General features: G+C 43.4%; 23 protein-coding genes and 3 pseudogenes. 7 read left to right on the forward strand and 19 right to left on the reverse strand.

The features are described from left to right. Positions 1–74: 74 nt before the first annotated feature. Positions 75–560 (forward strand): tellurium resistance protein TerW, encoded by a 486-nt coding sequence (locus BM135_RS01245; protein WP_092517074.1) that lies wholly within the window; start codon positions 75–77, stop codon positions 558–560. A 53-nt stretch (positions 561–613) separates the two neighbouring features. Here BM135_RS01245 and BM135_RS01250 read toward each other — a convergent pair whose 3' ends face one another. The 7 genes and pseudogenes from BM135_RS01250 to rsmE all read right to left on the reverse strand — a co-directional run bounded on the left by BM135_RS01250 (position 614) and on the right by rsmE (position 5,114). Further along, a complete protein-coding gene (locus BM135_RS01250) occupies positions 614–1,108 on the reverse strand; it encodes a TIGR00645 family protein (RefSeq protein ID WP_092517076.1) in 495 nt (164 codons plus the stop codon). A 120-nt stretch (positions 1,109–1,228) separates the two neighbouring features. After that, positions 1,229–1,390: pseudogene (locus BM135_RS01255) on the reverse strand (SDR family oxidoreductase); the annotation flags it as partial. A gap of 6 nt (positions 1,391–1,396) precedes the next feature. Further along, positions 1,397–1,561, reverse strand: coding sequence for a hypothetical protein (locus tag BM135_RS17265; protein WP_175485869.1), 165 nt, complete (start codon positions 1,559–1,561; stop codon positions 1,397–1,399). After that, the gene (locus BM135_RS01260; RefSeq protein ID WP_092517078.1) at positions 1,558–2,778 is read right to left on the reverse strand and encodes an isochorismate synthase; all 1,221 of its coding nucleotides are present in this window, start codon (positions 2,776–2,778) and stop codon (positions 1,558–1,560) included. Before BM135_RS01260 ends, BM135_RS17265 begins: the two co-directional genes overlap by 4 nt. A gap of 34 nt (positions 2,779–2,812) precedes the next feature. Then, positions 2,813–3,366: pseudogene (locus BM135_RS01265) on the reverse strand (IS1 family transposase). Positions 3,367–3,422: 56 nt separating this feature from the next. Continuing rightward, positions 3,423–4,373: a glutathione synthase gene (gshB, locus tag BM135_RS01270; protein ID WP_092517080.1), complete on the reverse strand. Its 951-nt coding sequence runs from the start codon at positions 4,371–4,373 to the stop codon at positions 3,423–3,425. 9 nt (positions 4,374–4,382) lie between these two features. Then, positions 4,383–5,114, reverse strand: a complete 732-nt coding sequence (rsmE, locus tag BM135_RS01275; RefSeq protein ID WP_092517082.1) for a 16S rRNA (uracil(1498)-N(3))-methyltransferase — start codon at positions 5,112–5,114, stop codon at positions 4,383–4,385. 363 nt (positions 5,115–5,477) lie between these two features. Here rsmE and BM135_RS01280 point away from each other — a divergent pair, with 363 nt between their 5' ends. Further along, the gene (locus tag BM135_RS01280; protein ID WP_092517084.1) at positions 5,478–5,924 is read left to right on the forward strand and encodes a prepilin peptidase; all 447 of its coding nucleotides are present in this window, start codon (positions 5,478–5,480) and stop codon (positions 5,922–5,924) included. Positions 5,925–6,772: 848 nt separating this feature from the next. On the opposite strand, the gene BM135_RS01285 is transcribed toward BM135_RS01280, so the two are convergent. Beyond that, positions 6,773–7,657, reverse strand: a complete 885-nt coding sequence (locus tag BM135_RS01285) for an MBL fold metallo-hydrolase (protein ID WP_092517086.1) — start codon at positions 7,655–7,657, stop codon at positions 6,773–6,775. A gap of 140 nt (positions 7,658–7,797) precedes the next feature. On the opposite strand from BM135_RS01285, the gene BM135_RS01290 reads away from it, so the two are divergent. After that, entirely contained in the window at positions 7,798–8,712 is a 915-nt protein-coding gene (locus BM135_RS01290; RefSeq protein WP_092517088.1) for a LysR family transcriptional regulator, read from the forward strand. Here BM135_RS01290 and BM135_RS01295 read toward each other — a convergent pair. Then, positions 8,695–9,624, reverse strand: coding sequence for a LysR family transcriptional regulator (locus BM135_RS01295; protein ID WP_092517090.1), 930 nt, complete (start codon positions 9,622–9,624; stop codon positions 8,695–8,697). The genes BM135_RS01290 and BM135_RS01295 overlap by 18 nt on opposite strands. A 155-nt stretch (positions 9,625–9,779) precedes the next feature. Here BM135_RS01295 and lysA point away from each other — a divergent pair, with 155 nt between their 5' ends. Then, the gene (lysA, locus tag BM135_RS01300) at positions 9,780–11,060 is read left to right on the forward strand and encodes a diaminopimelate decarboxylase (protein ID WP_092517092.1); all 1,281 of its coding nucleotides are present in this window, start codon (positions 9,780–9,782) and stop codon (positions 11,058–11,060) included. 75 nt (positions 11,061–11,135) lie between these two features. Here the strand turns inward: lysA and fadE are convergent, their stop codons facing one another. Continuing rightward, positions 11,136–13,583, reverse strand: a complete 2,448-nt coding sequence (gene fadE, locus BM135_RS01305; RefSeq protein ID WP_092517094.1) for an acyl-CoA dehydrogenase FadE — start codon at positions 13,581–13,583, stop codon at positions 11,136–11,138. A gap of 583 nt (positions 13,584–14,166) precedes the next feature. On the opposite strand from fadE, the pseudogene BM135_RS01310 reads away from it, so the two are divergent. The 3 genes and pseudogenes from BM135_RS01310 to pcp all read left to right on the forward strand — a co-directional run bounded on the left by BM135_RS01310 (position 14,167) and on the right by pcp (position 16,593). Next, positions 14,167–14,893, forward strand: a pseudogene (locus tag BM135_RS01310) (DUF969 domain-containing protein). After that, complete coding sequence (locus BM135_RS01315; protein ID WP_175485892.1) at positions 14,890–15,909, forward strand: DUF979 domain-containing protein; 1,020 nt, start codon at positions 14,890–14,892, stop codon at positions 15,907–15,909. Before BM135_RS01310 ends, BM135_RS01315 begins: the two are co-directional and overlap by 4 nt. A gap of 36 nt (positions 15,910–15,945) precedes the next feature. Beyond that, a complete protein-coding gene (gene pcp / locus BM135_RS01320) occupies positions 15,946–16,593 on the forward strand; it encodes a pyroglutamyl-peptidase I (RefSeq protein ID WP_092517098.1) in 648 nt (215 codons plus the stop codon). Positions 16,594–16,628: 35 nt separating this feature from the next. Here the strand turns inward: pcp and pgpA are convergent, their stop codons facing one another. The 9 genes from pgpA to yajC all read right to left on the reverse strand — a co-directional run bounded on the left by pgpA (position 16,629) and on the right by yajC (position 24,188). After that, entirely contained in the window at positions 16,629–17,120 is a 492-nt protein-coding gene (gene pgpA, locus BM135_RS01325) for a phosphatidylglycerophosphatase A (RefSeq protein WP_092517100.1), read from the reverse strand. Then, complete coding sequence (thiL, locus tag BM135_RS01330) at positions 17,113–18,159, reverse strand: thiamine-phosphate kinase (RefSeq protein WP_092517102.1); 1,047 nt, start codon at positions 18,157–18,159, stop codon at positions 17,113–17,115. Before thiL ends, pgpA begins: the two co-directional genes overlap by 8 nt. A 101-nt stretch (positions 18,160–18,260) precedes the next feature. Beyond that, the gene (gene nusB / locus BM135_RS01335) at positions 18,261–18,677 is read right to left on the reverse strand and encodes a transcription antitermination factor NusB (protein WP_092517104.1); all 417 of its coding nucleotides are present in this window, start codon (positions 18,675–18,677) and stop codon (positions 18,261–18,263) included. A gap of 28 nt (positions 18,678–18,705) precedes the next feature. Continuing rightward, positions 18,706–19,176 (reverse strand): 6,7-dimethyl-8-ribityllumazine synthase, encoded by a 471-nt coding sequence (gene ribH, locus BM135_RS01340; protein WP_092517106.1) that lies wholly within the window; start codon positions 19,174–19,176, stop codon positions 18,706–18,708. A gap of 96 nt (positions 19,177–19,272) precedes the next feature. Continuing rightward, positions 19,273–20,394 (reverse strand): bifunctional diaminohydroxyphosphoribosylaminopyrimidine deaminase/5-amino-6-(5-phosphoribosylamino)uracil reductase RibD, encoded by a 1,122-nt coding sequence (gene ribD / locus BM135_RS01345; RefSeq protein ID WP_092517108.1) that lies wholly within the window; start codon positions 20,392–20,394, stop codon positions 19,273–19,275. 34 nt (positions 20,395–20,428) lie between these two features. Next, positions 20,429–20,878, reverse strand: coding sequence for a transcriptional regulator NrdR (gene nrdR / locus BM135_RS01350; protein WP_092510219.1), 450 nt, complete (start codon positions 20,876–20,878; stop codon positions 20,429–20,431). Between the two features lie 122 nt (positions 20,879–21,000). Further along, the gene (secF, locus tag BM135_RS01355; protein ID WP_092517110.1) at positions 21,001–21,969 is read right to left on the reverse strand and encodes a protein translocase subunit SecF; all 969 of its coding nucleotides are present in this window, start codon (positions 21,967–21,969) and stop codon (positions 21,001–21,003) included. Between the two features lie 10 nt (positions 21,970–21,979). Then, positions 21,980–23,827, reverse strand: a complete 1,848-nt coding sequence (gene secD / locus BM135_RS01360; protein ID WP_092517112.1) for a protein translocase subunit SecD — start codon at positions 23,825–23,827, stop codon at positions 21,980–21,982. Between the two features lie 28 nt (positions 23,828–23,855). Next, positions 23,856–24,188, reverse strand: coding sequence for a preprotein translocase subunit YajC (gene yajC / locus BM135_RS01365; RefSeq protein WP_092517115.1), 333 nt, complete (start codon positions 24,186–24,188; stop codon positions 23,856–23,858). Between the last annotated feature and the right edge of the window lie 144 nt (positions 24,189–24,332).

A 24,332-nucleotide genomic window follows, 5' to 3' on the forward strand; every position in this document is an offset into this window, starting at 1 on the left:
GTTATTCTGAAAATTATTTTCTAGTTAATAGTCGGAAGCTTGGGGGCCTTTGCCCCTAACTTGGTAATAAAAAAATGCTGCTCAATCCCAAACAATTCAGAAACTTCAAGTTAACTTTATTACTTTCACATGGCAAACCGGTTAGTAAAGTTAGGATCATTAGGGAACTTAATTGTTCGGAGCCAACATTAACACGTGCATTACGGGAATTGAGAGATCTTTACTGTGCTGATATCCGGTTTAGCAAGATGGGAAATACCTATCAGTTAGTTGATAAAGGGATGCTGACCAAGAAGGATGTGAAAAGGATTGAAGAATTGCTTGTCCAGCATCTCAGCTTTAAAGCTGAAGAAGTCACCAGTCATGTTTTCCTTGATAAAGAGAAGAAAAAACCCATTTCTCTTTCTCTGAGAATGTCTGTGCTCAGAAAAATTGATGGTCTGGCCAATCGTCTGGAGACAACTAGAAGTGAAGTGGTTGAAATGGTAGTGGATAAGTTCATTGAAAAGTTGTTAAAAGAGAATATGAACGGAAACATATCAAAGCGGCGAATCCCCTGACGTCGATTGAATTCAATTGGCGTCAGGGGATGTTTGTTAATTTGATAGATCACTTAGTGATGACTGCGGGTAAGTTTATCAAGGTATCCCATTATAAATGCAGATAAAACGAAGGTGAGGTGGATAATGACATACCACATAAGTTTATTGTCTGGCACTTCCTTGGCTTCCATGAAGATACGCAGCAAGTGAATGGAAGAAATAGCGACAATTGAGGCTGCAACTTTACTCTTGAGTGAAGAGGCATCCATTGTTCCCAACCAACTCAATTTCTCTTTGTGTACGTCGATATCCAGACGTGAGACAAAGTTTTCGTAGCCAGAAAACATCACCATAATCACCAGCCCACCAACCATAGCCATATCGATTAGAGTAAGCAGTTTCAGGATTAGCTTAGCTTCATCCATATTGTGAAATTCTATGCTTATGGCATAGATTTCATGGAAGAATTTTCCTGCAAGGGCAAGTAATGCCAATGATAAACCGAAATAAACCGGCGCAAGTAGCCAGCGAGAGGAGTACATCAAATTTTCGAAAAAGCGTTCCATTGTGTATTCTATAAGTTACAAAAAGGATAAAAAAGAGCAGCAGTATAACCTGAATTTAGGTTAATTAATAACTGAGTGATATATTTTTATTTGGGTAATATTTGGTGGTAGTCTTTCAGCTCAGCTACCCAAAGTTGCACCACCATCGACGACAATATCCTGCATGGTGATATGGCTGGCGAGATCAGATGCAAGGAAAAGAACCGCATCTGCAATTTCCTCCGGCAAGGCAATTTTTTTCAAAGGAATACCTAACTTAAACTTGTCAGGAAAGCCATCAATGATGCTTTATCTGGATGCTGCACTTTGCCACATATCATTCAACAATCCTCGGTCTACTTTACTCTGATGATTGGGCTGGGCTGTGTAAAAAACGGGTATTCCCTGCCAGTAGCCGAGTTGGCGATAACGCTGTGATAATTCTTCAGGCCAGCGATTAAACTCAATACTCATAACACATGTTCCTTATTCTCAGATAATCCTAGTGCTTGTAGCATGGTGCCAAGTTTCACCCCGGTTTCTTGCCACTCGGCATTGGGTTGAGAGTCAGCAACGATGCCTGCTCCGGCAAAGAGGCGAATATGGTTTTCGAATACTTCTCCACAGCGAATGGCAACAACCCATTCGCCATTGCCCTTGGCATCACACCAACCGACAATGCCGCCAAAATAGTTGCGTTTGAAAGGCTCGAGTTGAGCGATGAGTTCGTATGCTCGTTCTCTTGGTGCTCCGCAAAGTGCTGGCGTTGGATGGAGTAAACTGGCAATTGAAAGGGAATCTGCATGCTTGTTGCGTAATTCGCTACGTATTTCTGTGGCGAGATGCCAGAGTAAAGGGGTACTGAATATTGAAGGCGAATCAGGGATCAACAGTTCAGTACAATGTTCAGCGAGTGCGGTTCGTATAGCATTAATCACTAATTGATGTTCATGCTGATCTTTAGCTGAATGCAGCAGTGATTGGCGCAAGGCTTTGTCTTCTGCGATATTGCGGCTTCTGCGTGACGAACCCGCCAGTGGTTGAGAAATAATGGTATTTCCCTGTTTTCGTAGTAGAAGTTCCGGGCTGGCACCAATTAACGTGCTGTTCTCTAGCGGAAGATGAAAGTTGTAACTATAAGGGTTTTGGGCATTAAGCTGCATAAAAAGCCGAATAGTGTCAGGCTTCCGATCAAATTCAATGTCCAGTAGGCGCGAAAGGACAACCTTATCAAGCAGACCATAACGTATGGCGTCAACTGCCTGAAAGACCATCTGGCAAAACCCTGCTTTTGCCGGCCATAAATGGCTCTGCTGCAATTGTAGCCATGGCATGGGGGATAGAGCAGAAAAATGTAAGGTTTCCCGTTCTAACCAACGGTGTTCATAAGGTATATAGAGAGCAGACGGTTGTTGTTTATCAAAAGGAATTGCCCCTACTACAATGGGGTTTTTAATTCCCGCCTGTTCAGCCTGATGGAATAATTGAGACAGATTGTCACTTAATGGGTTGCCTTTTAACGGATTGCCACTTAATAAATTGCCAATATAATCATGATGATTGGCAGGTGTTGTTATTTTGGCAAAACATCCTTGTGCATGCAGGCTTTTATTTGAGGACAGGAACACAAAATCATCACAACTAAAGCCCAATAATTCGGATGTGTAATATTCAGTTGTTAAATTAAGCACGATGTTTCCCTATTATTTTGGTATCGCCTCCAATTTATTGATAATGGTGAATGTTCAGATAATGTCTGATGACTCTGTCATGCAGTTTGATGGATTTTGAAAAAGACAAGGTTTTGCGAGTCAGCCTTGCTAAGTCTTTTTCAAAATGTTGGCGAAGATTCAAGTTATGTCTCTCTATGTGTTGGGTATAACACTTGCTGGCCACATGCAATTTCCCCATTAGCGTTTTTTCATGGCTTTGACTTCACGTACGACCATTGTTTATCCATTTCACAGCAGACAATCACTTTGGTGCCAGGAGCAATGACTTCTGTTACCGATTTGGTCTGAGCTTTTTAAATGGCGAAGAACCGTATTCAGGCCAATTCCCATGACACGTGCTGTCGCCCGACATCCCATTCTATTCATGGCCATATCGACAATTTGCTTATGTGTTCCGGGACGACAAGCGGCATAAGTGAATTCCCGTTGCCAAGAATGACGGCAGGACTGGCAAAGATAATGTTGATGACCAGAGCGAGAGCGCCCATTACGGTGGATCCCTTTAACGGCACAACAAGATGGGCAGGTCACATCAATCTTTGCCATCTGAATGTTCTCCAAATAGATATACTATACATGATTCAATAAATTGATATCATGACCTATTTTTCCAATCGTTTTTCGATAGCGTTCATCAACATACCAGTAATGGAAATTTCTGGAAATGCCGCTTCTATTTCACGTACACAGGTTGGGCTGGTAACGTTGATTTCTGTTAAATGGCCGCCAATGATATCCAGCCCAACAAAGATGAGTCCTTTCTCTTTTAGTACTGGGGCAACTGCGCGGGCAATTGCCCAATCACTTTCTGACAATGGGCGTGCTTCTCCTCGCCCACCTGCGGCAAGGTTGCCACGGGTTTCTCCCTGAGCCGGGATACGGGCAAGGCAATATGGCACAGGTTCGCCATCAACAACTAATACGCGTTTATCTCCATCTTTAATGGCGGGCAGAAAATTTTGCGCCATACAATAACGGCTGCCATGTTCAGTCAGGGTTTCAATGATAACTCCCACATTGGCATCGTCTTGCTTCAAACGGAAAATGGAAGTGCCTCCCATGCCATCCAATGGCTTAAAAATAACATCGCCATGTTTTTGATGGAACTCGCGTAAGTTTTTAGCATTGCGGGTAACGAGCGTATCGGGTGTCCATTCAGGGAACCAAGCAGTAAACAGCTTTTCGTTACAGTCGCGCAGACTTTGAGGTTTATTAACGATCAGGCTGCCTTTGGCTTCTGCTCTTTCCAGAATGTAGGTCGCATAAATGTACTCAGTATCAAAAGGTGGATCTTTGCGCATCAAAATAACTTGCAAAGTGTCGAGGGCTATTTCTTGTTCACTACCAAACTGATACCACTGTTGTGGATTTTCTTCTACTGTGAGCAAACGAGTACGGGCACGAGCCTCTCCTTGATGCAGGTAGAGATCATTCATTTCCATATAATGGATTTCCCACCCGCGCTTTTGTGCTTCCAGCAGCATGGCAAAACTAGTGTCTTTCTTGATTTTGATGGATAAGATAGGGTCCATCACTATACCGAGCTTGATCATTTTTTCTCCTTAACCCAGATCACCGAAACGTACTTGCAATGCGGTAATTGCGGTGAGCGCCGTAGTTTCTGTCCTCAGGATGCGAGGCCCTAACAGAATATCAGTAAATTGATGTTTTGCTGTCATTTCTATTTCTTCGGCAGACAATCCCCCTTCAGGCCCAATCAGCAGGCGTACTTTTTCCACGGGGAATGGGAGGGTATTGATGCTGTGGCTGGCACGGGGATGCAGATTCAATTTTAGACTGCCATCGTTTTCAGTACACCACGCTTCAAGTGGCATAACGGGGCGGATTTCGGGGATCCGGTTACGTCCACATTGTTCACAGGCAGAAATGACAATCTTTTTCCATTGTTGTAATTTCTTTTCTAATCTTTCTGCATCCAGTTTTACACCACAACGTTCAGACAGTAGTGGAGTAATTGTGTTGACGCCCAGTTCAACGGATTTTTGGATGGTAAATTCCATCTTTTCGCCACGGGACATAACTTGTCCCAGATGCAGGTTCAGTGGTGATTCATGATCGGACAATTTGCCATCAAGGATAGACACTTTGACCATTTTTTTACTGGTTTCAGTGAGTTCTACATCAAAAACCTGATTGCTACCATCAAAGAGTTGCAATGCTTGCCCGTTACTCATTCTAAGTACGCGACCAACGTGATTGGCAGCATCATCACTCAAATAGATTTCAGTTCCTGTTGAGAGCAGTTCAGGATGATAGATGCGGGGGATTCGCATATTTATTCTTTCCTTCTTTTTTCCGGATTCTTCCGGCATGGCGTACACAGCCACATGACAAAGTTAATTCATCGTCATGATAAATGAGCGTAGTTTGAGTGATCAAGTTATCTCTTAGCTTAAAGAATACAAATTATCTCCTTGCGAGCTGGTTCGCATATTTATTTTGTAATCGTTTTTTTAGCTAAAATTCTATTGCCAATCGCCGGAATAAAAAATTATTATCCATTTTGTCCTGATTAATGTCAGGAAATAGGGAAAGAACATAGTGACAAGGATGTTATTTATAAAGGGATTTTAATTTTTCACAAATGATGCAAAGGATTTAATTCTATTTTAATTTATGTAAATTATATAATAATTATGTTTTTCTGTAGCACTTTATTGTTATTATCTGTTATCGATATAAAAACATATTGCTTGCCAGATATTATCACTTTTCCATTGTTATGGCTTGGGCTTTTATTTAATATTGATAGTAATTTAGTTTCAATAAAGAGTGCAATATATGGCGCCATATCAGGGTATCTTTTTTTGTGGTTTTTGTATTGGTTATGTCGATATACTTTAAATAAAGAGGGAATAGGTTATGGCGATCTTAAATTAACCGCAGCAATCGGTGCATGGTTAGGGGTGGAAATGATCCCAATATTGATGTTGATGGCTTCATTATCTGGACTATTTGTATTTATCATTATTGGAATAAAAAGAAAATATTTTCCTGAATTTATTGCATTTGGTCCTTATTTATGTTTGTCCGCTATAGTATTGGTTTGGGGGGTGTCAGATAGTAACTACGTAACAACTTGAAATATTAATGATGAGGTGAATTCGCCAATAAGTTGATATTCAGGATGGATAATTATTTTTAGGTGGTATAGTTATCAATAATTATAGCTGTTTTTAATTACTTTCAGCCATCGATTTCATTATCGGTTTTATTATCAATAGCATTGATGTTAACTGTAAACAGGAAGGAAATAAAAAATGGCGGAGAGAGCAGGGCTTGAACCTGTGATATACATTCTGCATATGCTAGACGTTAAAAGCATCTAGTTAGCTTAGGCCGCTTTTTTGCATATGCTAGATGTTAAAAGCATCTAGTTGGCTTAGGCAGCTTATCCTGTATATGCTAGACGTTTGAAGCGTCTAGTTGGTTTCAGGCCGTTTATTCTGCATACGCTAGATGTTAAAAGCATCTAGTTGGCTTTAAGCTGCTTGCCTTACATGTGCTAGATGTTAAAAGCATCTAGTTAGTTTTGGCTGCTTGCTTATCTCTCCGCCGACATCAAATTTAAGAAAAAAGAGATTTTTATTCAAGCGGATTTATTGAGTTATGGACTATTGATCACAACCTCAGTTTATTCATTATTTCAAATGTTAAAAAGGGGCTAAATATCACATCATTCAAGAAGAGATTGTGTTTATTTCATAAGTTTTTTCATCGAAAAATTAATTATTTTTCTGAATGTTGAGTGAGGATAAATATAAATTATTAAAGTGGGTTTTTATACAAGTATTATCAGTGTTTGATACGGGTGTTTTATTTTATCTTTAGGGTGTTAGATTATTGAAAATTGAAGGGATGCTAATTATTTTTCTATAACTGGCGTGATTTATATGGGCGTTACTATCAGCAACGCCCGTGATATTTTAACTTACTGAGGCCACTTCATTTCACCTTTTAATACTTTGGCACTTAGTTCAAGGCTGGATTCGTCAGCAAGGTCTGGATAGTGTTTTTTCATAGCTGCAATCAACGCATCGGAATCTTTTGCTTTTGGTAATTCTTTTTCCAATGTAGTCAGATAATTCTGTGTAAAAGTCACGGAATCTAACGTCATTGACGAATTCCCTAAATAATGGCCTGGAACAACTATTTCAGGTTTCAGGCTTTTGATGCGATCTAATGTTTGTCTCCAGTGCTTGCGTGATTCTTTGGTCTGAGTATCCGCAATCCATACATGGATATTGTCAGAAACAGTGACACCACCAACAACGGCTTTCAGTTTAGGAACCCAGACAAAAGTGCGATCTGCGGCTGGGCCATTTAAACCTTCAACAATCAGTTTCTCACCATCAACAGTAAAGGAATTTCCTTTCAATGGCTCTGGTATGACGATCTTTTTTGGAGCCTGTTCTGCAAGAATGCCACCCCAGTAAGCTAGCTTGCCGTCTTTGGTTTCATTGATCGCTTTGATAGTTTCTGGTGATGCAATGACTTTAGCGTCAGGGAAAGCTTCGGTGATCAGATCAAGGCCAAAGTAAAAATCAGGATCGGATTGGCTGATGTAGATCGTTGTCAGTTTTTTGCCTGTTTGCTGGATCATTTTTATTAGTTCTTGTGCATCGTTTTTCTTAAATTGAGCATCGATCAGAACAACTTCATGATCACCACTGATAATTTCAGAAGAAACGGGGAAGATACCTTTTTCACCCGGATTATAGATGTCCAACTTGAGATCAGTTGCTTGAGCCAGTGATGCCATTCCCAAAGAAAGAGCCGCCGCCAAAGCGATATTTAATGTTGTTTTGCGAGCCATAATCGAATTCCTATATCAAAATACTTGTGTGCTTGAATGGTATGTATAATAAGTTGCATATTTCGATTTAAAAACTCTAAAATCAGCAATTATTTGTTGCATAAATCGATCTAATTAGGGCAAAGAATAGGTTGGTCGAAATGGATAGGATCACAGCAGCACGAGTATTTATTACGATTGTTGAGCAGGGTAGCTTAATTGCCGCAGCAGATCGGTTGGATATGTCGAGGGCGATGGTATCGCGATATTTGGCTGAGATGGAAAAGTGGGTGGGAGTTCGTTTATTGCATCGTACAACACGTAAAATTGGCCTAACTTCGGCGGGTGAGAATGCTTATCAACGCAGCCTTAAGTTAATGGAGCTGGCAGAAGGAATGCCTGTACAGCAATCTTTGGAAGCGCAAACCTTAAAAGGATTGTTGCGTGTGAGTTGTTCCCAATCGTTGGGCATTAGTGCACTGGCGGTTGCTATTCCTGAATTTATGCGGATGTATCCACAGATTGCTGTCAATTTGCAGATAAATAATAAAGCCGTCAATTTGATAGAAGAACGCATTGATTTAGCGATCCGTATTACCAATAATCTGGAACCAAATCTGATCGCTCGTCCATTATCAACTTGCCATTCTATTGTTTGTGCTGCACCGTCTTATTTAGTGGGAAAATCTATTCCCCAAAACCCTGCGGATTTAACATCACATAACTGTCTGACTTATAACTTTTTCGGCAAAAGTTTATGGGTATTTGAAAAACAGCATGAGAATTATTCCGTCCCAGTCAGCGGTACGTTAAGTGCCAATGAGTCGACTGTATTAATGGAAGCTATTTTGCAGGGGGCGGGAATTGCAATGCAACCTTATTATTCTGTTTCTTCTTATTTGATGTCAGGACAATTAGTTGAGTTATTACCTGATTATCAACCCCAGGCTATGGGAATCTATGGTCTTTATGCCAGCCGCCAGAATATGCCATCGACTTTGCGGGTTCTGTTAGATTTTCTGGCGAGTTGGTTTACTACATCAACCTATTGGCAGCAGTTAATGTTGAAACGCTAATGCCAATTTTTCGGGAAATAGGGCAGCCTGCTGTTGTAAATGAGTAATAAAAGCTTCGACGGGTTCTGAGGATGGCCGATGTATGGGCTTGATTAAACTTACTGTGAATGGAATGTCGATGCTGAATGGTCGAATGCAAATTTCTGAATTATTATCCAAATAATCCAATGCAGTTAGCGGGTTTACGATAGACACACCGATTCCTTCGTTAATCATGGTGCAAATTGAGGCTGCGCTGTGAGTTTCCATCACTATCTTGCGATTGACCTGATGCTCAGTAAAGATTGTATCAATGAGCTGTCTATAGCTGTCCGTGATCGAGAGGCTGATAAATTTTTGATTGTGAAAATCTGCTGGTGTCAGTTGTGCTTTTTGACTGAGTGGGTGATTGGCAGGTAAGACGCAAATTTCATTTAAGGTTATTAACGTTTTTCTTTCAGTACCGGCAGGGGTCTGTAAATGTTCGGTTAAGCCGATATCGTGGCGTTGTGCTGACAACCATTCTTCCAATAAGGGGGATTCTTGCGGAATGATAGTCAGTTTGGCTTCTGGGTAGTATTCGATAAAACTGCGACAGGCTTTTGGCAGCAGAGATTGGGAGAACATTGGCAAGCAGGCAATGGACAATTGTGCCTGTTCAAATTGTCGGATACTGTCAGCCGCGTTGATGATTCTTTCCAGTCCATAATAAGAGCGCTGTACTTCTTCGAATAGCCGTAATCCTTGCGCAGTGGGAAACAGGCGTCCTTTGATTCGATCAAACAATTTAAATTTCAGTAATTGTTCAAGGCGAGCGAGTTCGCGGCTAACTGTTGGTTGGGACGTTTTCAGCAATAACGCTGCATCAGTCAGGTTTTTAGTTGTCATTACAGCATGAAAAATTTCAATGTGTCGCCATGAGTAAGAGTGCATATATTTGTCTCTTTAATTACTGAGTTTTTCTTTAAGCGAATAAAAAATAGACATAACGATATCAAAAGTGAATAGACTATAGCCAAATAGATATTTTTATTCCTGCTTTGTTATTGTCAATAATGAAGAATCTGCTGATTTAGTGAGACGCTTCAATGACTATATCGACTTTCACTTATGGTTTGGGGAAACATTTTACCCCTGAGAATCTACTCCGTTTACCTATTCAATATGGAACACCATTGTGGCTTTATGATGGTGATAGCATCATCAAACAAATTGAAAAATTGAAGCAATTTGATGTTATTCGGTTCGCACAGAAAGCGTGTTCGAATACCCATATTTTACGCTTAATGAGAGAGCAGAGAGTGAAAGTTGATGCGGTGTCATTGGGAGAAATCGAACGAGCGCTTTATGCAGGTTTTAATCCCGGATGCGATAAATCAGAAATTGTGTTCACTGCGGATTTGATTGATGAGGCGACATTGTCGCGTGTTATTGAGCTGGAAATTCCGGTCAATGTCGGTTCTATTGATATGCTGGAACAAATTGGTGAACGGCAGTCTGGGCATCCGGTTTGGTTACGCATCAATCCCGGATTTGGGCATGGACATAGCCAAAAGACCAATACTGGCGGTGAAAATAGTAAACATGGGATCTGGTTTCAGGAGCTTTCTCTGGCAATAGGAAAAATTCATCAATATGGCCTGAAATTAGTGGGGTTGCATATGCATATTGGTTCAGGTGTGGATTATCAGCATCTTTCTAATGTATGTAATGCCATGGTGAAGCAGATCATTTTGTGTGGAGAGAATATTCAGGCCATTTCAGCAGGCGGTGGCTTATCAATTCCCTATAAAATCGGTGAAGAGTCAGTAGATACCGAACATTATTATAATTTGTGGCATGAGGCTCGTCAGCGTATTGAGCAACATTTGGGGCATCACGTTGAACTGGAAATTGAACCCGGTCGTTTTTTGGTTGCTGAATCAGGTATTTTAATGGCGGAAGTGCGGGCGGTTAAATCTATGGGTAATCGGCATTACGTGCTGGTAGATGCTGGTTTCAATGATTTAATGCGTCCGACAATGTATGGCAGTTATCACCATATTTCTGTGTTGCCGATAAATGGCTGTGAAAGCAGTGAGTGTATTGAAAATAGTGAAAAATTAGCAACTATAGTCGCGGGGCCGTTATGCGAGTCTGGTGATGTTTTCACTCAGTTGGCAGGAGGTGATCTTGTACCACGTCTGCTACCCCGTGCCCGAGTCGGGGATTACCTGATTTTTCATGACACCGGCGCTTATGGCGCATCCATGTCTTCAAATTATAATAGTCGTCCTTTAATCCCTGAAGTTTTGTTTATCGGGGGAGAAAGTCGCCTGATTCGCCGTCGCCAGACAATTGAAGAGTTATTATCGTTGGAATCCATTTAAAATAAAATACGGGGCACTTTATCTCCCCGTATCTTATTTCCTGTATTTGTACTGAATCAGTTTTTCCGGTCAGCATCAAGCGGCTTTATTTTGACGCTGACTTTCAGACTTTTTTGCAGAATTTGGTACAGCAAATGCATCCGGCTCAAATTCATCGACATTGATTGAACGCAGCCGACTGTTTTCAGCACGTTTCAGGATATCAGCTTCTTCCTGAGTAATTTTGTGCTCTGCCAATGCTTTTTCAGCTAATTCGTCTAAACGAGTAAAGCTTAGGTTTTTACCTGCTTCACGGCTTAAGCGTGCATGGATGGGCTCTGCGGCGATGATATCGTGCAATGCTTCTTCCAGTAACCCGTGAGGGTTGTGTTCGCTTGGTGTCAGATATTGTCCACGTCCAATCCGGCTACGGGTTGCGGAAGGGGTTTGTAAGAGCTGAGCCAGTTTGTGATCCAATTTATCGGATGGTGCGGTATGTACACGTCCCAATGGGAAGACAATCACACGGATTAAACCTGCGACCAAACGGTTAGGGAAATTGCGCAGCAAATCATTCATGGCCTGTTCAGCTTGGTGCAGGCTATCTTCTACTGCCCATTGTACCAATGGTAGATCTTCTTTCTGGCGTCCTTCATCTTCATAGCGCTTCAAGGTAGCAGAAGCTAAGAAAATCTGGCTCAGAATATCCCCCAGACGAGCTGAAATGCGTTCACGGCGTTTCAGGCTGCCACCCAATACTCCCATTGAAACGTCTGAGAGCAGAGCAAGGTTGGAACTTAATCGATTGATCTGTTGATAGTAACGTCGAGTAGCGTCATTGGCTGGTGAACTGCTGGTTCTGCCTTTGGTAATGCCAAGCCACAGACTACGCAGAGTGTTGCTGGCAACATGGCCCAAATGACCAAACAAGGCCTTGTCAAAATCTTTCACATTGTTGCTTTCTGCTGCTGCTATTTCAGCCAGCACATAAGGGTGGCAGCGGATTGCACCTTGACCAAAGATAATCATGCTACGAGTCAGGATATTCGCGCCTTCCACGGTGATGGCAATTGGGGCACCCTGATAGCCGCGGGCAAGGAAGTTGGATGGGCCAAGACAGATGCCTTTACCGCCAGCAATATCCATCGCATCAATGACGGAACGCTGTCCCCTATGCGTACAGTGGTATTTCACGATGGCAGATAGAACCGCTGGTTTTTCACCCTGCATGATACCGCTGGTAATCATGGTTGCGGCTGCGTCCATCAGGTAAGAGTTACCTGCGATACGTGCCAATGGCTCTTCAATACCTTCCATCTTACCGATAGGCAGTTTGAATTGACGGCGGATATAAGAGTAAGCACCGATTGCCATCGCTGCACTTTTTAATCCCCCTGTTGCGTTGGATGGCAAAGTAATGCCACGACCAACAGACAGACATTCAACCAGCATACGCCAGCCCTGACCTGCCATTTTTGGCCCACCAATGATGTAATCAATAGGGACAAAAATATCTTTACCACGGGTTGGGCCATTCTGGAATGGGATATTCAGCGGGAAATGGCGGTGACCAATTTCAACCCCCGGGGTATTGGTTGGAATTAAAGCACAGGTAATTCCCAGAGATTCAGTATCACCCAGCAGATGATCAGGGTCATATAATTTAAATGCCAATCCCAAAACAGTAGCGATAGGAGCAAGAGTAATGTAACGCTTATTCCAATTCAGGCGCATACCAAGAACTTGCTCACCTTGCCATTCACCCATACAGACAACACCTGTATCAGGAATAGCCCCGGCATCTGAACCGGCTTCTGGGCTGGTCAAGGCAAAGCAAGGAATTTCTTCACCACAAGCAAGACCCGGCAAGTAACGTTTTTTCTGTTCATCAGTGCCGTAGTGTTGCAGCAATTCACCTGGCCCCAAGGAGTTAGGTACACCAACAGTAATTGCCAGGATACCTGATACTCCAGCCAGTTTTTGTAGTACCTGAGATTGAGCGTAAGCGGAAAATTCCAGACCACCATATTCTTTCTTGATGATCATGGCAAAGAAACGATTTTCTTTCAAATAAGTCCAAAGCTCTGGAGGTAAGTCAGCCAATTCATGAGTGATTTGGAAATCATTTGCCATGCGGCAGGCTTCTTCTACCGGACCATCAATAAATGCCTGTTCTTCAGTGGATAACTGCGGTTTTGGGTAGTTATGCAGTTTTTGCCAGTCAGGGTTACCACGGAATAAGTCACCTTCCCACCATGTGGTTCCTGCATCAATAGCCTCTTTCTCTGTTGTGGACATGCTTGGCATAACCTTACGGAAGGCTTTTAAACCGGGAGCAGAGAATAAAGAGATACGTATTGGTGTAAAGACAAGAGGAAATAGGACAATGGCTAATGGTAACAGCAGCCAGTAGCTCCAAAGACCCGTCATGCCCATCACTAGTGTATAGGCAACAAGCAGTAAGCTACTGAGAGTCAGGCTGACTTTGCGGTAACAAAACCCGCCAATCAAGACTAAAAAAACAATAATGCTGAAAGCGGTCATAGTAAAACTCCTGTAAATCTCAGATTGAGTTGTCAGAGGTCTGACCTGTTGAGGTGTTCTTCTTTTTTAGATGAGGAAAATGTATTTATCAATACATTTACATCTTAATTACAATCTAGCTCACAAAGTCATTATAGTTTTGCGGGTGCGTATTCCCATCCAAGTAGATCACTTTTAAGCTCCCGTGTTATTCGGCGATCTCCATCCATGGTATTTGCCTTTCCTTTGTCACAGGTGGGTCAAGTATTCAATCTGTTGATCTAGCAATACACACGATAGCATTCGATTAGTTCAATCGTCTTATTCTACTGGCTTTGTTCGGCATTAAAATTGACTTTATAAAACCAGAATACACACATTGAATACATAACCCATTCAAGAAGTGAGCTGTATTCCATTTTTACAATCTAATGCGAATTTTATTTGCCTATTTGTTAAGCACAATCTATTTATTGTTCAACAATACTAAAGAAATGGATTAACAATAAGCACAACTCAAACCAACAACTCAAACCAACAATACAAACCAACAATACAAACCAACAATAAAGCAACACAAAGTTTATTCATGGGGAAGTAGAATATGCAACAAACTATCAATTTCTGGCCTCTAATCGGGATCGCCGTCATTATCATCGGTTTTGTCATCAGATTTAATCCTGTCCTGGTCGTCACTATTGCCGGCTTTGTCACGGGATTGGCTGCCCACATGCCTATCGCTGATATTCTGGAAAAGCTATTCTGGGTTTGTTCATACCCTGAATTTAACACTGACTATCCTATTTCCTTTAGTCATTATTGGACTACTGGAAAGAAACGGCTTAAAAGAACGGGCACAGAAATCCATTGCTCATATCAAAACTGCTACCACTGGGCGTTTATTGATTGTCTATCTGTTTATACGAGAAACTGCTGCTGCCTTGGGTTTAACCAGTTTAGGCGGACATCCACAAATGGTTCGCCCTCTGCTGGCGCCAATGGCAGAAGGCGCGGCTGAAAACCAATATGGGGAGTTACCGGATTCCGTTCGCCATCGTATTCGCGCCATGTCGGCAGCAACGGATAATATCGGTCTGTTCTTCGGGGAAGATATTTTTGTCGCTTTTGGGGCAATTATCTTTATGCACAATTTCATGTTGGAATCAGAGGGTATTCAAACCGAACCACTACATATTGCTCTTTGGGGAATCCCTACTGCCATTTGCGCTTTTCTTATCCATTCGGTTCGGTTATATCGCCTTGATTACCATCTTGCTAATGAACTGGATGCCTTGAATCACACCAGGCTGCATGGCAAGGGGAAGAAATAATGTTTCAGTTACAATATCTCTATATGCTGGCAGGACTGCTCTTGATCGCTGTCGCTATTATGTCATGGCGTGATAAAGCTAACTCTCATCGTTTAACTACAGGCTTATTTTGGGCACTTTACGGTTTAATCTTCCTGATGGGGAAATGGAGTCATCATCTGGTGAATATCTGGATCAGCGATGAAGTCTATGCTCAACAGATTACTCATATTAGTATCGGTATTCTGGTTGTTTTTATGGCAATATTGGCAGGATTCGGTGGGGTTAGACTGGGAAATTATCATCAACGTACCCCAGAACAACGGCAGGAGAGTGCTGATCGTCTTGGCAATCGATTATTTCTTCCCGCCCTGCTGATCCCCATTGTCACAATGATTAGTGTGTTAATGTTTAACCACATTCCCGGCTTGCAACAAGCCGCCTTCGGAGAGGGAAATCATTCAACACTAGTGACTCTCTTTTCTGTGACTCTCGGCTGCTTGATAGGGTTAATTATCGCATTAAGCATGAGTCGTGATGCCATGACACAGCCAATACAGGAAACTCGTCGTCTGCTCGATTCCATTGGTTGTGTATTTATCCTGCCACAACTTTTGGCTACGCTCGGATTACTGTTTACCATCGCTGGCATAGGTACTGTGATTGCCCACTTAACTGAAAATTATGTCGCTGTCGATAATCGCTTTATCGCCGTAGTATCGTATGTATTTGGGATGGCGCTGCTGACCATGATTATGGGAAATGCTTTCGCAGCCTTCCCTGTTGTTACCGCTGGTATTGGTATCCCTATTTTGGTCTTACAACATGGTGGTAATCCTGCCGTTATGGCAGCCATTGGTATGTTTTCTGGCTATTGCGGTACATTGATGACTCCCATGGCTGCAAATTTCAATATCGTTCCTGCTGCTCTGTTAGAATTGCCCGACCGCAATGCAGTCATCAAGGCACAGATCCCTACGGGATGTGTTTTGCTGATTATCAATGTCTTTCTACTCTATTTTCTCATGTTCTTATAAAAATAATTACCTATAAATCAATAACAAGGAATCGTCATGAACAATGTTTTAGTTACTGGCTTTGAACCTTTCGGTGGTAAGGCGATAAATCCATCATGGGAAGCTGTTCGTCCATTGCAGGGATGTCAAATCGCAGGTGCTAATATTGAAGTTTGCCTGCTTCCTTGTGTTTTCGATACTTCTCTGGAATATCTTTATGCCGCAATTGAACGCCTTAAACCAGAATTGGTTATTTCAGTAGGGGAAGCCGGAGGCAGATCAAATATCAGCGTAGAACGCGTCGCAATCAATATTAATGATGCCCGTATTCCTGATAATACAGGTAAACAGCCCATTGATATCCCTGTAATTATAGATAGCCCTATGGCTTATTTTTCTACTCTGCCTATCAAAAAAATCGTTAATGAATTAAATCATGCAAAAATACCGGCAACCGTATCCCAAACTGCGGGAACCTTCGTTTGCAACCATGTTATGTATGGTTTGCTGCATTATTTGAACCAGCATTTTCCTACTGTACGTGGCGGCTTTATCCATGTTCCTTATTTACCAGAGCAGGCAAAAAAATTTTTAGATGAGCCAAGTATGGCTGTAGAGATGATGATCGCAGCTTTGAAAATAGCCATTGAAGCAACATTGAGAAATGAAAAAGACATTGCCGTCACAGGTGGAGCAACAAACTGAAAAGAATAGCCACTGAGCTCCAGTGGCTATTTACTTTAGAAAGGTAATACTTGGTAGAAATTCAGCAACCAGATGACCGCTACCGCAAAGATTGCTGCGATAATGTCATCCAGCATGATGCCAACCCCACCTTTTACATAACGGTCGAACCAGCGAATCGGCCACGGTTTCCACATATCGAAAATGCGGAATACCACAAAACCAACCAAAACCCATTGCCAGTTGAGCACAGGAATTGCCATCAGTGTGATCCACATGCCAATGAATTCATCCCAAACCACACAGCCTGGATCTTCCACGTTCATGGCATCAGCAGCTTTCTGGCAAATCACACAACCAATGATGGTTCCCAACACAATAGCCAACCAAATTCCCCATGTCGGTAATTGCACCAACAAGAACCAAAAGGGGATCGCCGCGACTGAACCCATCGTGCCCGGCATAATCGGCGATAAACCACTACCGAATCCCGTAGCCAGTAAATGCCACGGATTACTCATTTTTAAGTGGCGTTTTGCGTTATCCATGAGTTCCCTCCGTTTGATCTTTTTCTTCCTGATGTGCAACCGAACAAGGAACCACGGGTTTTTTATCCGCTTTAAAGTGATCAAAGCCGTTCAGATCCAGCTCAATTTCTTTGTTATTATTAAAATAGCGGATGCCTTCTGATTCTGGCCTGATTTGCCCAATACAGCAAAAACTCGCACCCGTATGGGCCAAAGCCATATTTAACGCGCCACGATTAAGCTCAGGTACGGTGAAGCACAACTCATAATCTTCCCCACCACTCAGCGCCCATTTCAACGCCTGTTCAGAGGAGACATATTGCTGCATTGCTTCCGAATAAGGCAACGTGTCCAGATTAATACGCGCACCACATTGGCTGGCTGTCAGAATATGATTGAGGTCAGAAATCAATCCATCGGATAGATCAATCGCGGAAGAAGCCAGAGCACGCAGTGCCTGTCCTTGTAAAACGCGTGGTTGTGGGCGGAGATGACGTTTAATCAGCCAATTGTGGATCGCTGTATCTTCCACCGTCAGACGCTCTTGCAACAAAGCAAGCCCTGCCGCACTATCACCCAATGTTCCGGTGACATAAATCCAGTCACCGTTCCTCGCTCCAGCACGACGCAACGCCCTGCCAGCCGGTACTAATCCATGTACAGTTAGCGTTAAGCTCATGGGGCCTTTTGTAGTATCCCCACCAATCAACTGCATACCGTAATAGTTCAATTGTTCAAACAGGCTATCACTGAACGGTTTTAGCCAATCTTCATTGACGTCGGGCAATGTTAACGCCAGAGATGCCCACGCAGGATCGGCCCCAACGGCAGCCAGATCACTGATATTGACAGCCAGTGCCTTATAAGCCAAATCTTCCGGTGAGATATCAGGAAGAAAATGGACACCAGCAACCAACGTATCCGTTGTTACTGCTAATTCTTGCTTATCTGCAACGGTCATCAGTGCACAATCATCGCCGATCCCTAGGTTTACATCACGTCGGCGGGTAAGACGGCGATTGAAGTAACGTGCAATGAGGTCAAATTCACCACATGCCATAATAGAATTCCAGAAAGTGACTAACGATGAGCACATGAGGCCGGATTTCCGGCCTCATGTGTAAAATCATCGAGTTATAATGGGGAACTCCTGGCAAGCAATCACTTTTTCTTGCGTGCTGCTGGGCCAGCTTTATCCAGCACCCCATTCACGAATTTATGGCTATCTTCAGCGCCAAACACTTTTGCCAGTTCGATGCCTTCATTAATAACCACTTTGTAGGGAACATCATCACGAAAGCTTAGTTCAAACATCGCAACGCGCAAGATGGCTTTTTCTACCTGACCTAACTCTTCGAGCTGGCGGGAAAGATAAGGTGCCATCAAGGCATCCAATTTTGTAGCATTGACCGCTACCCCGGACAGCAATTCACGGAAATAGGTGACATCAACACCGGTTACGTCCTGCTCTGACAGAAACTGCAATTCAACATCAGCAATGCTGTTTTTGGATAATTGCCATGAATAAATTGCCTGAACAGCACACTCACGAGCACGACGACGAGCAGCAGGTTTCACAAAATTCCCCTTAATTAAAACTAAAAATTCAGCCTTTAATGGCTTTGATTACATTAATCATTTCCAATGCGGTCAAGGCAGCTTCCGCGCCCTTATTACCCGCTTTAGTGCCAGCACGTTCAATCGCCTGTTCGATATTTTCGGTTGTCAGAACACCAAATGTCACAGGAATGTCGCTGGACATTGCCACGCTGGACAAGCCAGAACTGCACTCGCCGGCAACATATTCGAAGTGGGCTGTACCGCCACGGATAACTGTCCCCAAAGCGATAACTGCATCATATTTTTGGGATTCAGCCAGCGCTTTGACCGTCAATGGCAGTTCATAGGCACCCGGTACCCATACTACGGTGATATTGTCTGAAGAAACCTGACCGATGCGTTCCAACGCATCAATGGCTCCTTCCAGCAGGCTGTCATTAATGAAGTTGTTAAAGCGGGCAATTGCAATTGCAATGCGGGCTTCAGGAGCTGCAACAACACCTTTGATTACGTTCATAGCCTTCCTTTACCTTATTCATATCCGCAGGGGCGCGGATCTTATCACATTATTTTTCTCTGCGTCTTGGTTTATGTCCAAACTTAAATCAGGGCACTAGAGTGGTCGCAAGCGAAGGCGCACATCAGGCCCAATCTGTTGTACATCAAACAGAGAAAATTCAGGAGCATTCGATAATTTTTGCAATTCAGGGATATCGAACAACCCACGGGCATTGTTTCCCAACACCTTAGGCGCGATATAAAGGATTAATTCATCTACCAATCCCAATGTTAATAAAGCCCCAGCTAAAGCAGGACCACATTCTGCCCAAACAGAATTTGTCTGGCGCTTACCAAGCTGCATCATCAATAACACTAAATCAACACCATTACCGTGTCTTGGCAATAAAATCTGTTCGACATTATCAGGCCATTCTTGATCAGCCGACTCTTGCTGATCTTGGTTAGTACGTGCTAACCAACATTCTCCTGTTTGCTGCACGACTTGATGCTGTGGGGTTACACGATTTTGACTATCCGTAATGATCCGAATTGGTTGGCGGAGCAGCTCTTGAGGATAAATTGCTTGTGTTTCAGCATCCAGTTCATTCCAACGGACAGTCAGAGAAGGATCATCCGCCAGGATCGTTGCGCTGGAGCTCAAAATAGCACTGCACTGCGCCCGTAATTTCTGCACATCCTGACGGGATTCTGGTGAGGTAATCCACTTGCTTTCACCCGATGCCAAGGCAGTTCGGCCATCCAATGATGCTCCCAGTTTCAATTGCAGGTAAGGGAATCCTGTACGCATTCGTTTGAGAAAACCCTTATTCAAGGATTCCGCCTGTCCCATCATCAAACCATGTTCAACTGCAATACCTGCCTGCTGCAATTTATACAAACCACGCCCAGCAACTTGAGGATTAGGATCTTGCATCGATACCACAACACGGCTTAAGCCTGCGGCAATCAAAGAATCAGCACAAGGAGAGGTTTTACCATGATGACTGCATGGTTCAAGGGTAACGTAAGCTGTCGCACCTTTAGCGTTTTCGCCAGCCATGCGAAGGGCATGAACTTCTGCATGGGGTTCGCCAGCCTGTAAATGGAAACCTTCCCCTACTATCTGCTCATCCTTTACGATGACACAACCTACATTCGGATTCGGGGATGTTGTAAAACGTCCCTGATGCGCCAGCTCCAGCGCTCGGGACATATATATTTCATCAAGTGTCATAGTATTCAGTAAATGTCGAGTAATTATCGATTGTTTAGTCTTGTAATCTGGCGATCTCTTCACCAAATTCACGAATATCTTCAAAACTGCGGTAGACAGATGCAAAACGGATATAGGCCACTTTATCGAGTTTTTTCAACGCATCCATGACAAAGTTTCCGATCATTTTTGACGGAATTTCACGCTCTCCCGTTGCCCGTACCTGCGACTTAATGTGGCTGATTGCTGTTTCTACATCATCAGAGCTGACAGGACGCTTTTCCAGAGCCTTCTGCATTCCACGACGCAATTTCTCTTCGTCGAAAGGCTCCCGAATATCATCACTTTTAATGACGCGCGGCATTACCAGTTCTGCAACTTCAAACGTAGTAAAACGTTCATGACATTCTAGGCACTGACGGCGACGGCGCACTTGTGAGCCATCCCCGACCAGGCGGGAATCAATAACTTTAGTATCAACGGCTGCGCAAAATGGGCAATGCATATCGTTTCCTGACAGTTAACCGAAGGGGTTACAGTGTACCTTGAAGTGATGATGAAAAACACCCTGTCAGTAAGTACTCACAGGGCGTTTTAGTGATATCAACACTCGATCATGCAAAATAATCAAGGGAGGATGGAAGGTTGATCAGCCCCTTCTTTCTCAACTTTCTGCTGAATCATATGTTCGCGCTTCATGCCCAACTTTAACGCCAGTGCAGAAGCAACATAAATGGAAGACACTGTACCGATAGAAACACCGATTAACATTGCCAGTGAGAAGCCCTTCAGCATTTCGCCACCGAAAATGTACAACATCAATACAACCAACAAAGTAGTTGCGGAAGTCATGATCGTGCGGCTCAGAGTCTGAGTCAGAGAAACGTTAGTAATTTCATACGACGTACCACGGCGTATCTTGCGGAAGTTCTCACGGATACGATCTGACACAACGATACTATCGTTCAATGAATAGCCGATAACGGACATCAACGACGCAATGATAGTCAGGTCAATTTCGATGTGGAAAAACGACAGAATACCCAGTGTAATAACCACATCATGCGCAAGCGCGATAACCGCCCCCAATGCCAGACGCCACTCAAAGCGGAAACCGACATAAATCAGGATACAGATCAGTGCAGCCAATAACGCCATCGCTCCGGTTTGTGCCAGTTCGCTTCCCACACTTGGGCCAACGAACTCCACACGCTTGACCTTGGCATCTTTATCGATGTTTTGGTTAATAACCGAAATAATCTTGTTGCCAAGCTCTTGCCCTGCATGACCTTCCACAGGTGGCATACGAACCATCACATCACGGCTGCTGCCAAAATTTTGCAAAAGTGGATCAGCAAAACCATTCTGAGCCAGGCTCTGACGCATCTTGTCCAGATCTGCTGGTTTACTCAGCTTTACTTCAATTACCGTACCACCGGTAAAATCAAGCCCCCAGTTAAACCCACGAGTTCCCATCATAATGATGGAAGCAATCAACAGCAGGAACGAAACCCCAAAGGCAACGTTGTCCCAGCGCATAAAGTCGATGACTTTACGCCCGTAGTTTAATTGTTCAACAGTATAATCCTGTGCCACAACGTGCTCCTTAAATTGACAACTTATTGACGCGCTTGCCACCGTACAGCAAGTTCACGATTGCACGTGTTCCCACAATAGCTGTGAACATTGAAGTCGCCACACCAATACTGGTTGTGATCGCAAAGCCTTTGATCGAACCAGTACCCACGGCATACAAAATGATGGCAGTAATCAGTGTGGTCAGGTTTGCGTCAATGATACTGGAGAACGCCCCTTTATAACCTTCATGAATTGCCTGCTGTACCGTACGGCCATTGCGCAACTCTTCTTTGATACGTTCGTTTATCAATACGTTCGCATCCACAGCCACGGCAAGTGTCAAGACGATACCGGCAATTCCCGGCATGGTCAGCGTCGCTCCCGGCAACAGGGACATAATACCGACGATCAGCACTAAGTTAGCCAGCAATGCACTACTCGCAATCAGGCCAAACTTGCGGTAGTAAATCACCATAAATACGATGGAAGCAATCAGGCCCCACAAACAAGCATCAAGGCCCTGCTTAATATTCTGCAAGCCCAGAGTTGGCCCAATGGTACGTTCTTCCACAATCTGGATTGGCGCAATCAACGCACCCGCACGCAGTAACAACGATAACTGGCGGGCTTCAGCCGGATTGTTAATGCCGGTAATACGGAAACTATTACCCAAACGTGACTGAATAGTGGCTATGTTGATAACTTCTTCTTGCTTAGCCAGAATCGCACGACCATTAGCATCTTTCTTACCGCTGTCCTTGTATTCCACAAACAGCGTTGCCATTGGTTTATGCAGATTATCTTTGGTGAAGTTAGACATCGCTGTGCCACCAGCATTATCCAGAGAAATATTTACCTGAGGATAACCATTCTCATCAGTACTGGAAGTAGAATCGGTGATATGGTCGCCTGTCAGAATAACGCGCTTATACAACACAACAGGGGCACCATCACGGGTATCTTTTACTTCTGAATCAGCCGGAATACGACCATATTGCACTACGTTTTGGTCAACATTGGTATTTACCAGACGGAATTCCAGTGTAGCGGTTGCTCCGAGAATTTCTTTCGCACGGGCAGTATCCTGAATGCCAGGCAGTTCAACAACGATACGGTCTGCACCCTGACGTTGAACCAAAGGTTCCGCAACACCCAATTGGTTGACACGATTACGCAAGATAGTGATGTTCTGCTGTACCGCATAAGAACGGGCTTCACGCAAACGCTCATCACTCATAACAACTTTCAGTGTGCTGTTTGCTCCAGCGGAGAAGACTAAATCGCGGTGGCGAGATTCAAGATAGCTTTCTGCTTTAGAACGAGCATCGTTATCACGGAAACGAACTTCGACGCCATAATTATCAATTTTGCGTATAGTAGAATAAGGAGTGCCTTGAGTACGCAGTTCAGATCGCAGGCTATCAATATTCTGTTCCTGTAATTTGCCCAGTGCAGTATCCATATCCACTTCCATCAAGAAGTGAACACCACCACGCAAGTCAAGCCCCAGTTTCATTGGTTCAGCACTGATTGCTCTCAACCAGATAGGCGTTGCTGGCGCAAGATTCAATGCCACGACATACTGTTCACCCAGTGCAGAAACCAACGCTTCACGCGCACGGAGCTGTACATCAGTATCACTGAAACGAGCAAGAATCGCTCCATTTTCCAATGCAATGGACTTGCTCTTGATTTGATCTTTTTCTAAAACATTACGGACTTGGTCCAGCGTTTTTTCACTGGCGGCGATGCCTCGCGCACCAGTGATTTGTACAGCCGGATCCTCACCATAAAGGTTGGGAAGTGCATAAAGCAAACCGATGAGGATCGCAGCGATCAGCATCAGATACTTCCACAAAGGATAACGGTTCAACACGGCAGTTCCCTTCGGGAAAATCGGAAAATTAAATAGCTTTCATTGTACCTTTCGGCAAAATGGCAGCGACGAAATCACGCTTGATAGTTATTTCTGTGGTGTCATTCAAAGCAACAATAACGTAACCTGTATCAGACACTTTAGAGACACGACCAACCAAACCACCAGAAGTCAGCACTTCATCTCCTTTGGAGATGGAATCCATCAGTTTTTTATGTTCTTTGGTACGTTTTTGTTGTGGACGCAGGATCATGAAATAGAAAATCAAACCGAAAACAACCAGCATGATAATCAGAGAATATGGGCTTCCTTGCGCTGGCGCACCAGCAGTTGCCGCAGCTTCAGAAATAAAAAAACTCATCAAATTTCCCTCATTGTTATCGAATACATAGTCATCGAATACATAGTTGTCGAAAAATATTGTTGTCGAAAAGATTGTTGTCGAAAATGCTACTGTCGAAAATATTGCTATTGAAAATCAACAGCGGCTCGATCAAAAACCAGC

The organism is Xenorhabdus japonica (assembly GCF_900115195.1).
GTDB lineage: Bacteria > Pseudomonadota > Gammaproteobacteria > Enterobacterales > Enterobacteriaceae > Xenorhabdus > Xenorhabdus japonica.

Excerpts from the sequence above, each read along its gene's own strand:
- BM135_RS01245 (WP_092517074.1), top strand. The coding sequence starts at position 75 with ATGCTGCTCAATCCCAAACAATTCAGAAACTTCAAGTTAACTTTATTA.
- BM135_RS01250 (WP_092517076.1), bottom strand. The coding sequence starts at position 1,108 with ATGGAACGCTTTTTCGAAAATTTGATGTACTCCTCTCGCTGGCTACTT.
- BM135_RS17265 (WP_175485869.1), bottom strand. The coding sequence starts at position 1,561 with ATGAGTATTGAGTTTAATCGCTGGCCTGAAGAATTATCACAGCGTTAT.
- gshB (WP_092517080.1), bottom strand. The coding sequence starts at position 4,373 with ATGATCAAGCTCGGTATAGTGATGGACCCTATCTTATCCATCAAAATC.
- rsmE (WP_092517082.1), bottom strand. The coding sequence starts at position 5,114 with ATGCGAATCCCCCGCATCTATCATCCTGAACTGCTCTCAACAGGAACT.
- BM135_RS01280 (WP_092517084.1), top strand. The coding sequence starts at position 5,478 with ATGTTTTTCTGTAGCACTTTATTGTTATTATCTGTTATCGATATAAAA.
- BM135_RS01285 (WP_092517086.1), bottom strand. The coding sequence starts at position 7,657 with ATGGCTCGCAAAACAACATTAAATATCGCTTTGGCGGCGGCTCTTTCT.
- BM135_RS01290 (WP_092517088.1), top strand. The coding sequence starts at position 7,798 with ATGGATAGGATCACAGCAGCACGAGTATTTATTACGATTGTTGAGCAG.
- BM135_RS01295 (WP_092517090.1), bottom strand. The coding sequence starts at position 9,624 with ATGCACTCTTACTCATGGCGACACATTGAAATTTTTCATGCTGTAATG.
- lysA (WP_092517092.1), top strand. The coding sequence starts at position 9,780 with ATGACTATATCGACTTTCACTTATGGTTTGGGGAAACATTTTACCCCT.
- fadE (WP_092517094.1), bottom strand. The coding sequence starts at position 13,583 with ATGACCGCTTTCAGCATTATTGTTTTTTTAGTCTTGATTGGCGGGTTT.
- pcp (WP_092517098.1), top strand. The coding sequence starts at position 15,946 with ATGAACAATGTTTTAGTTACTGGCTTTGAACCTTTCGGTGGTAAGGCG.
- pgpA (WP_092517100.1), bottom strand. The coding sequence starts at position 17,120 with ATGGATAACGCAAAACGCCACTTAAAAATGAGTAATCCGTGGCATTTA.
- thiL (WP_092517102.1), bottom strand. The coding sequence starts at position 18,159 with ATGGCATGTGGTGAATTTGACCTCATTGCACGTTACTTCAATCGCCGT.
- ribH (WP_092517106.1), bottom strand. The coding sequence starts at position 19,176 with ATGAACGTAATCAAAGGTGTTGTTGCAGCTCCTGAAGCCCGCATTGCA.
- ribD (WP_092517108.1), bottom strand. The coding sequence starts at position 20,394 with ATGACACTTGATGAAATATATATGTCCCGAGCGCTGGAGCTGGCGCAT.
- nrdR (WP_092510219.1), bottom strand. The coding sequence starts at position 20,878 with ATGCATTGCCCATTTTGCGCAGCCGTTGATACTAAAGTTATTGATTCC.
- yajC (WP_092517115.1), bottom strand. The coding sequence starts at position 24,188 with ATGAGTTTTTTTATTTCTGAAGCTGCGGCAACTGCTGGTGCGCCAGCG.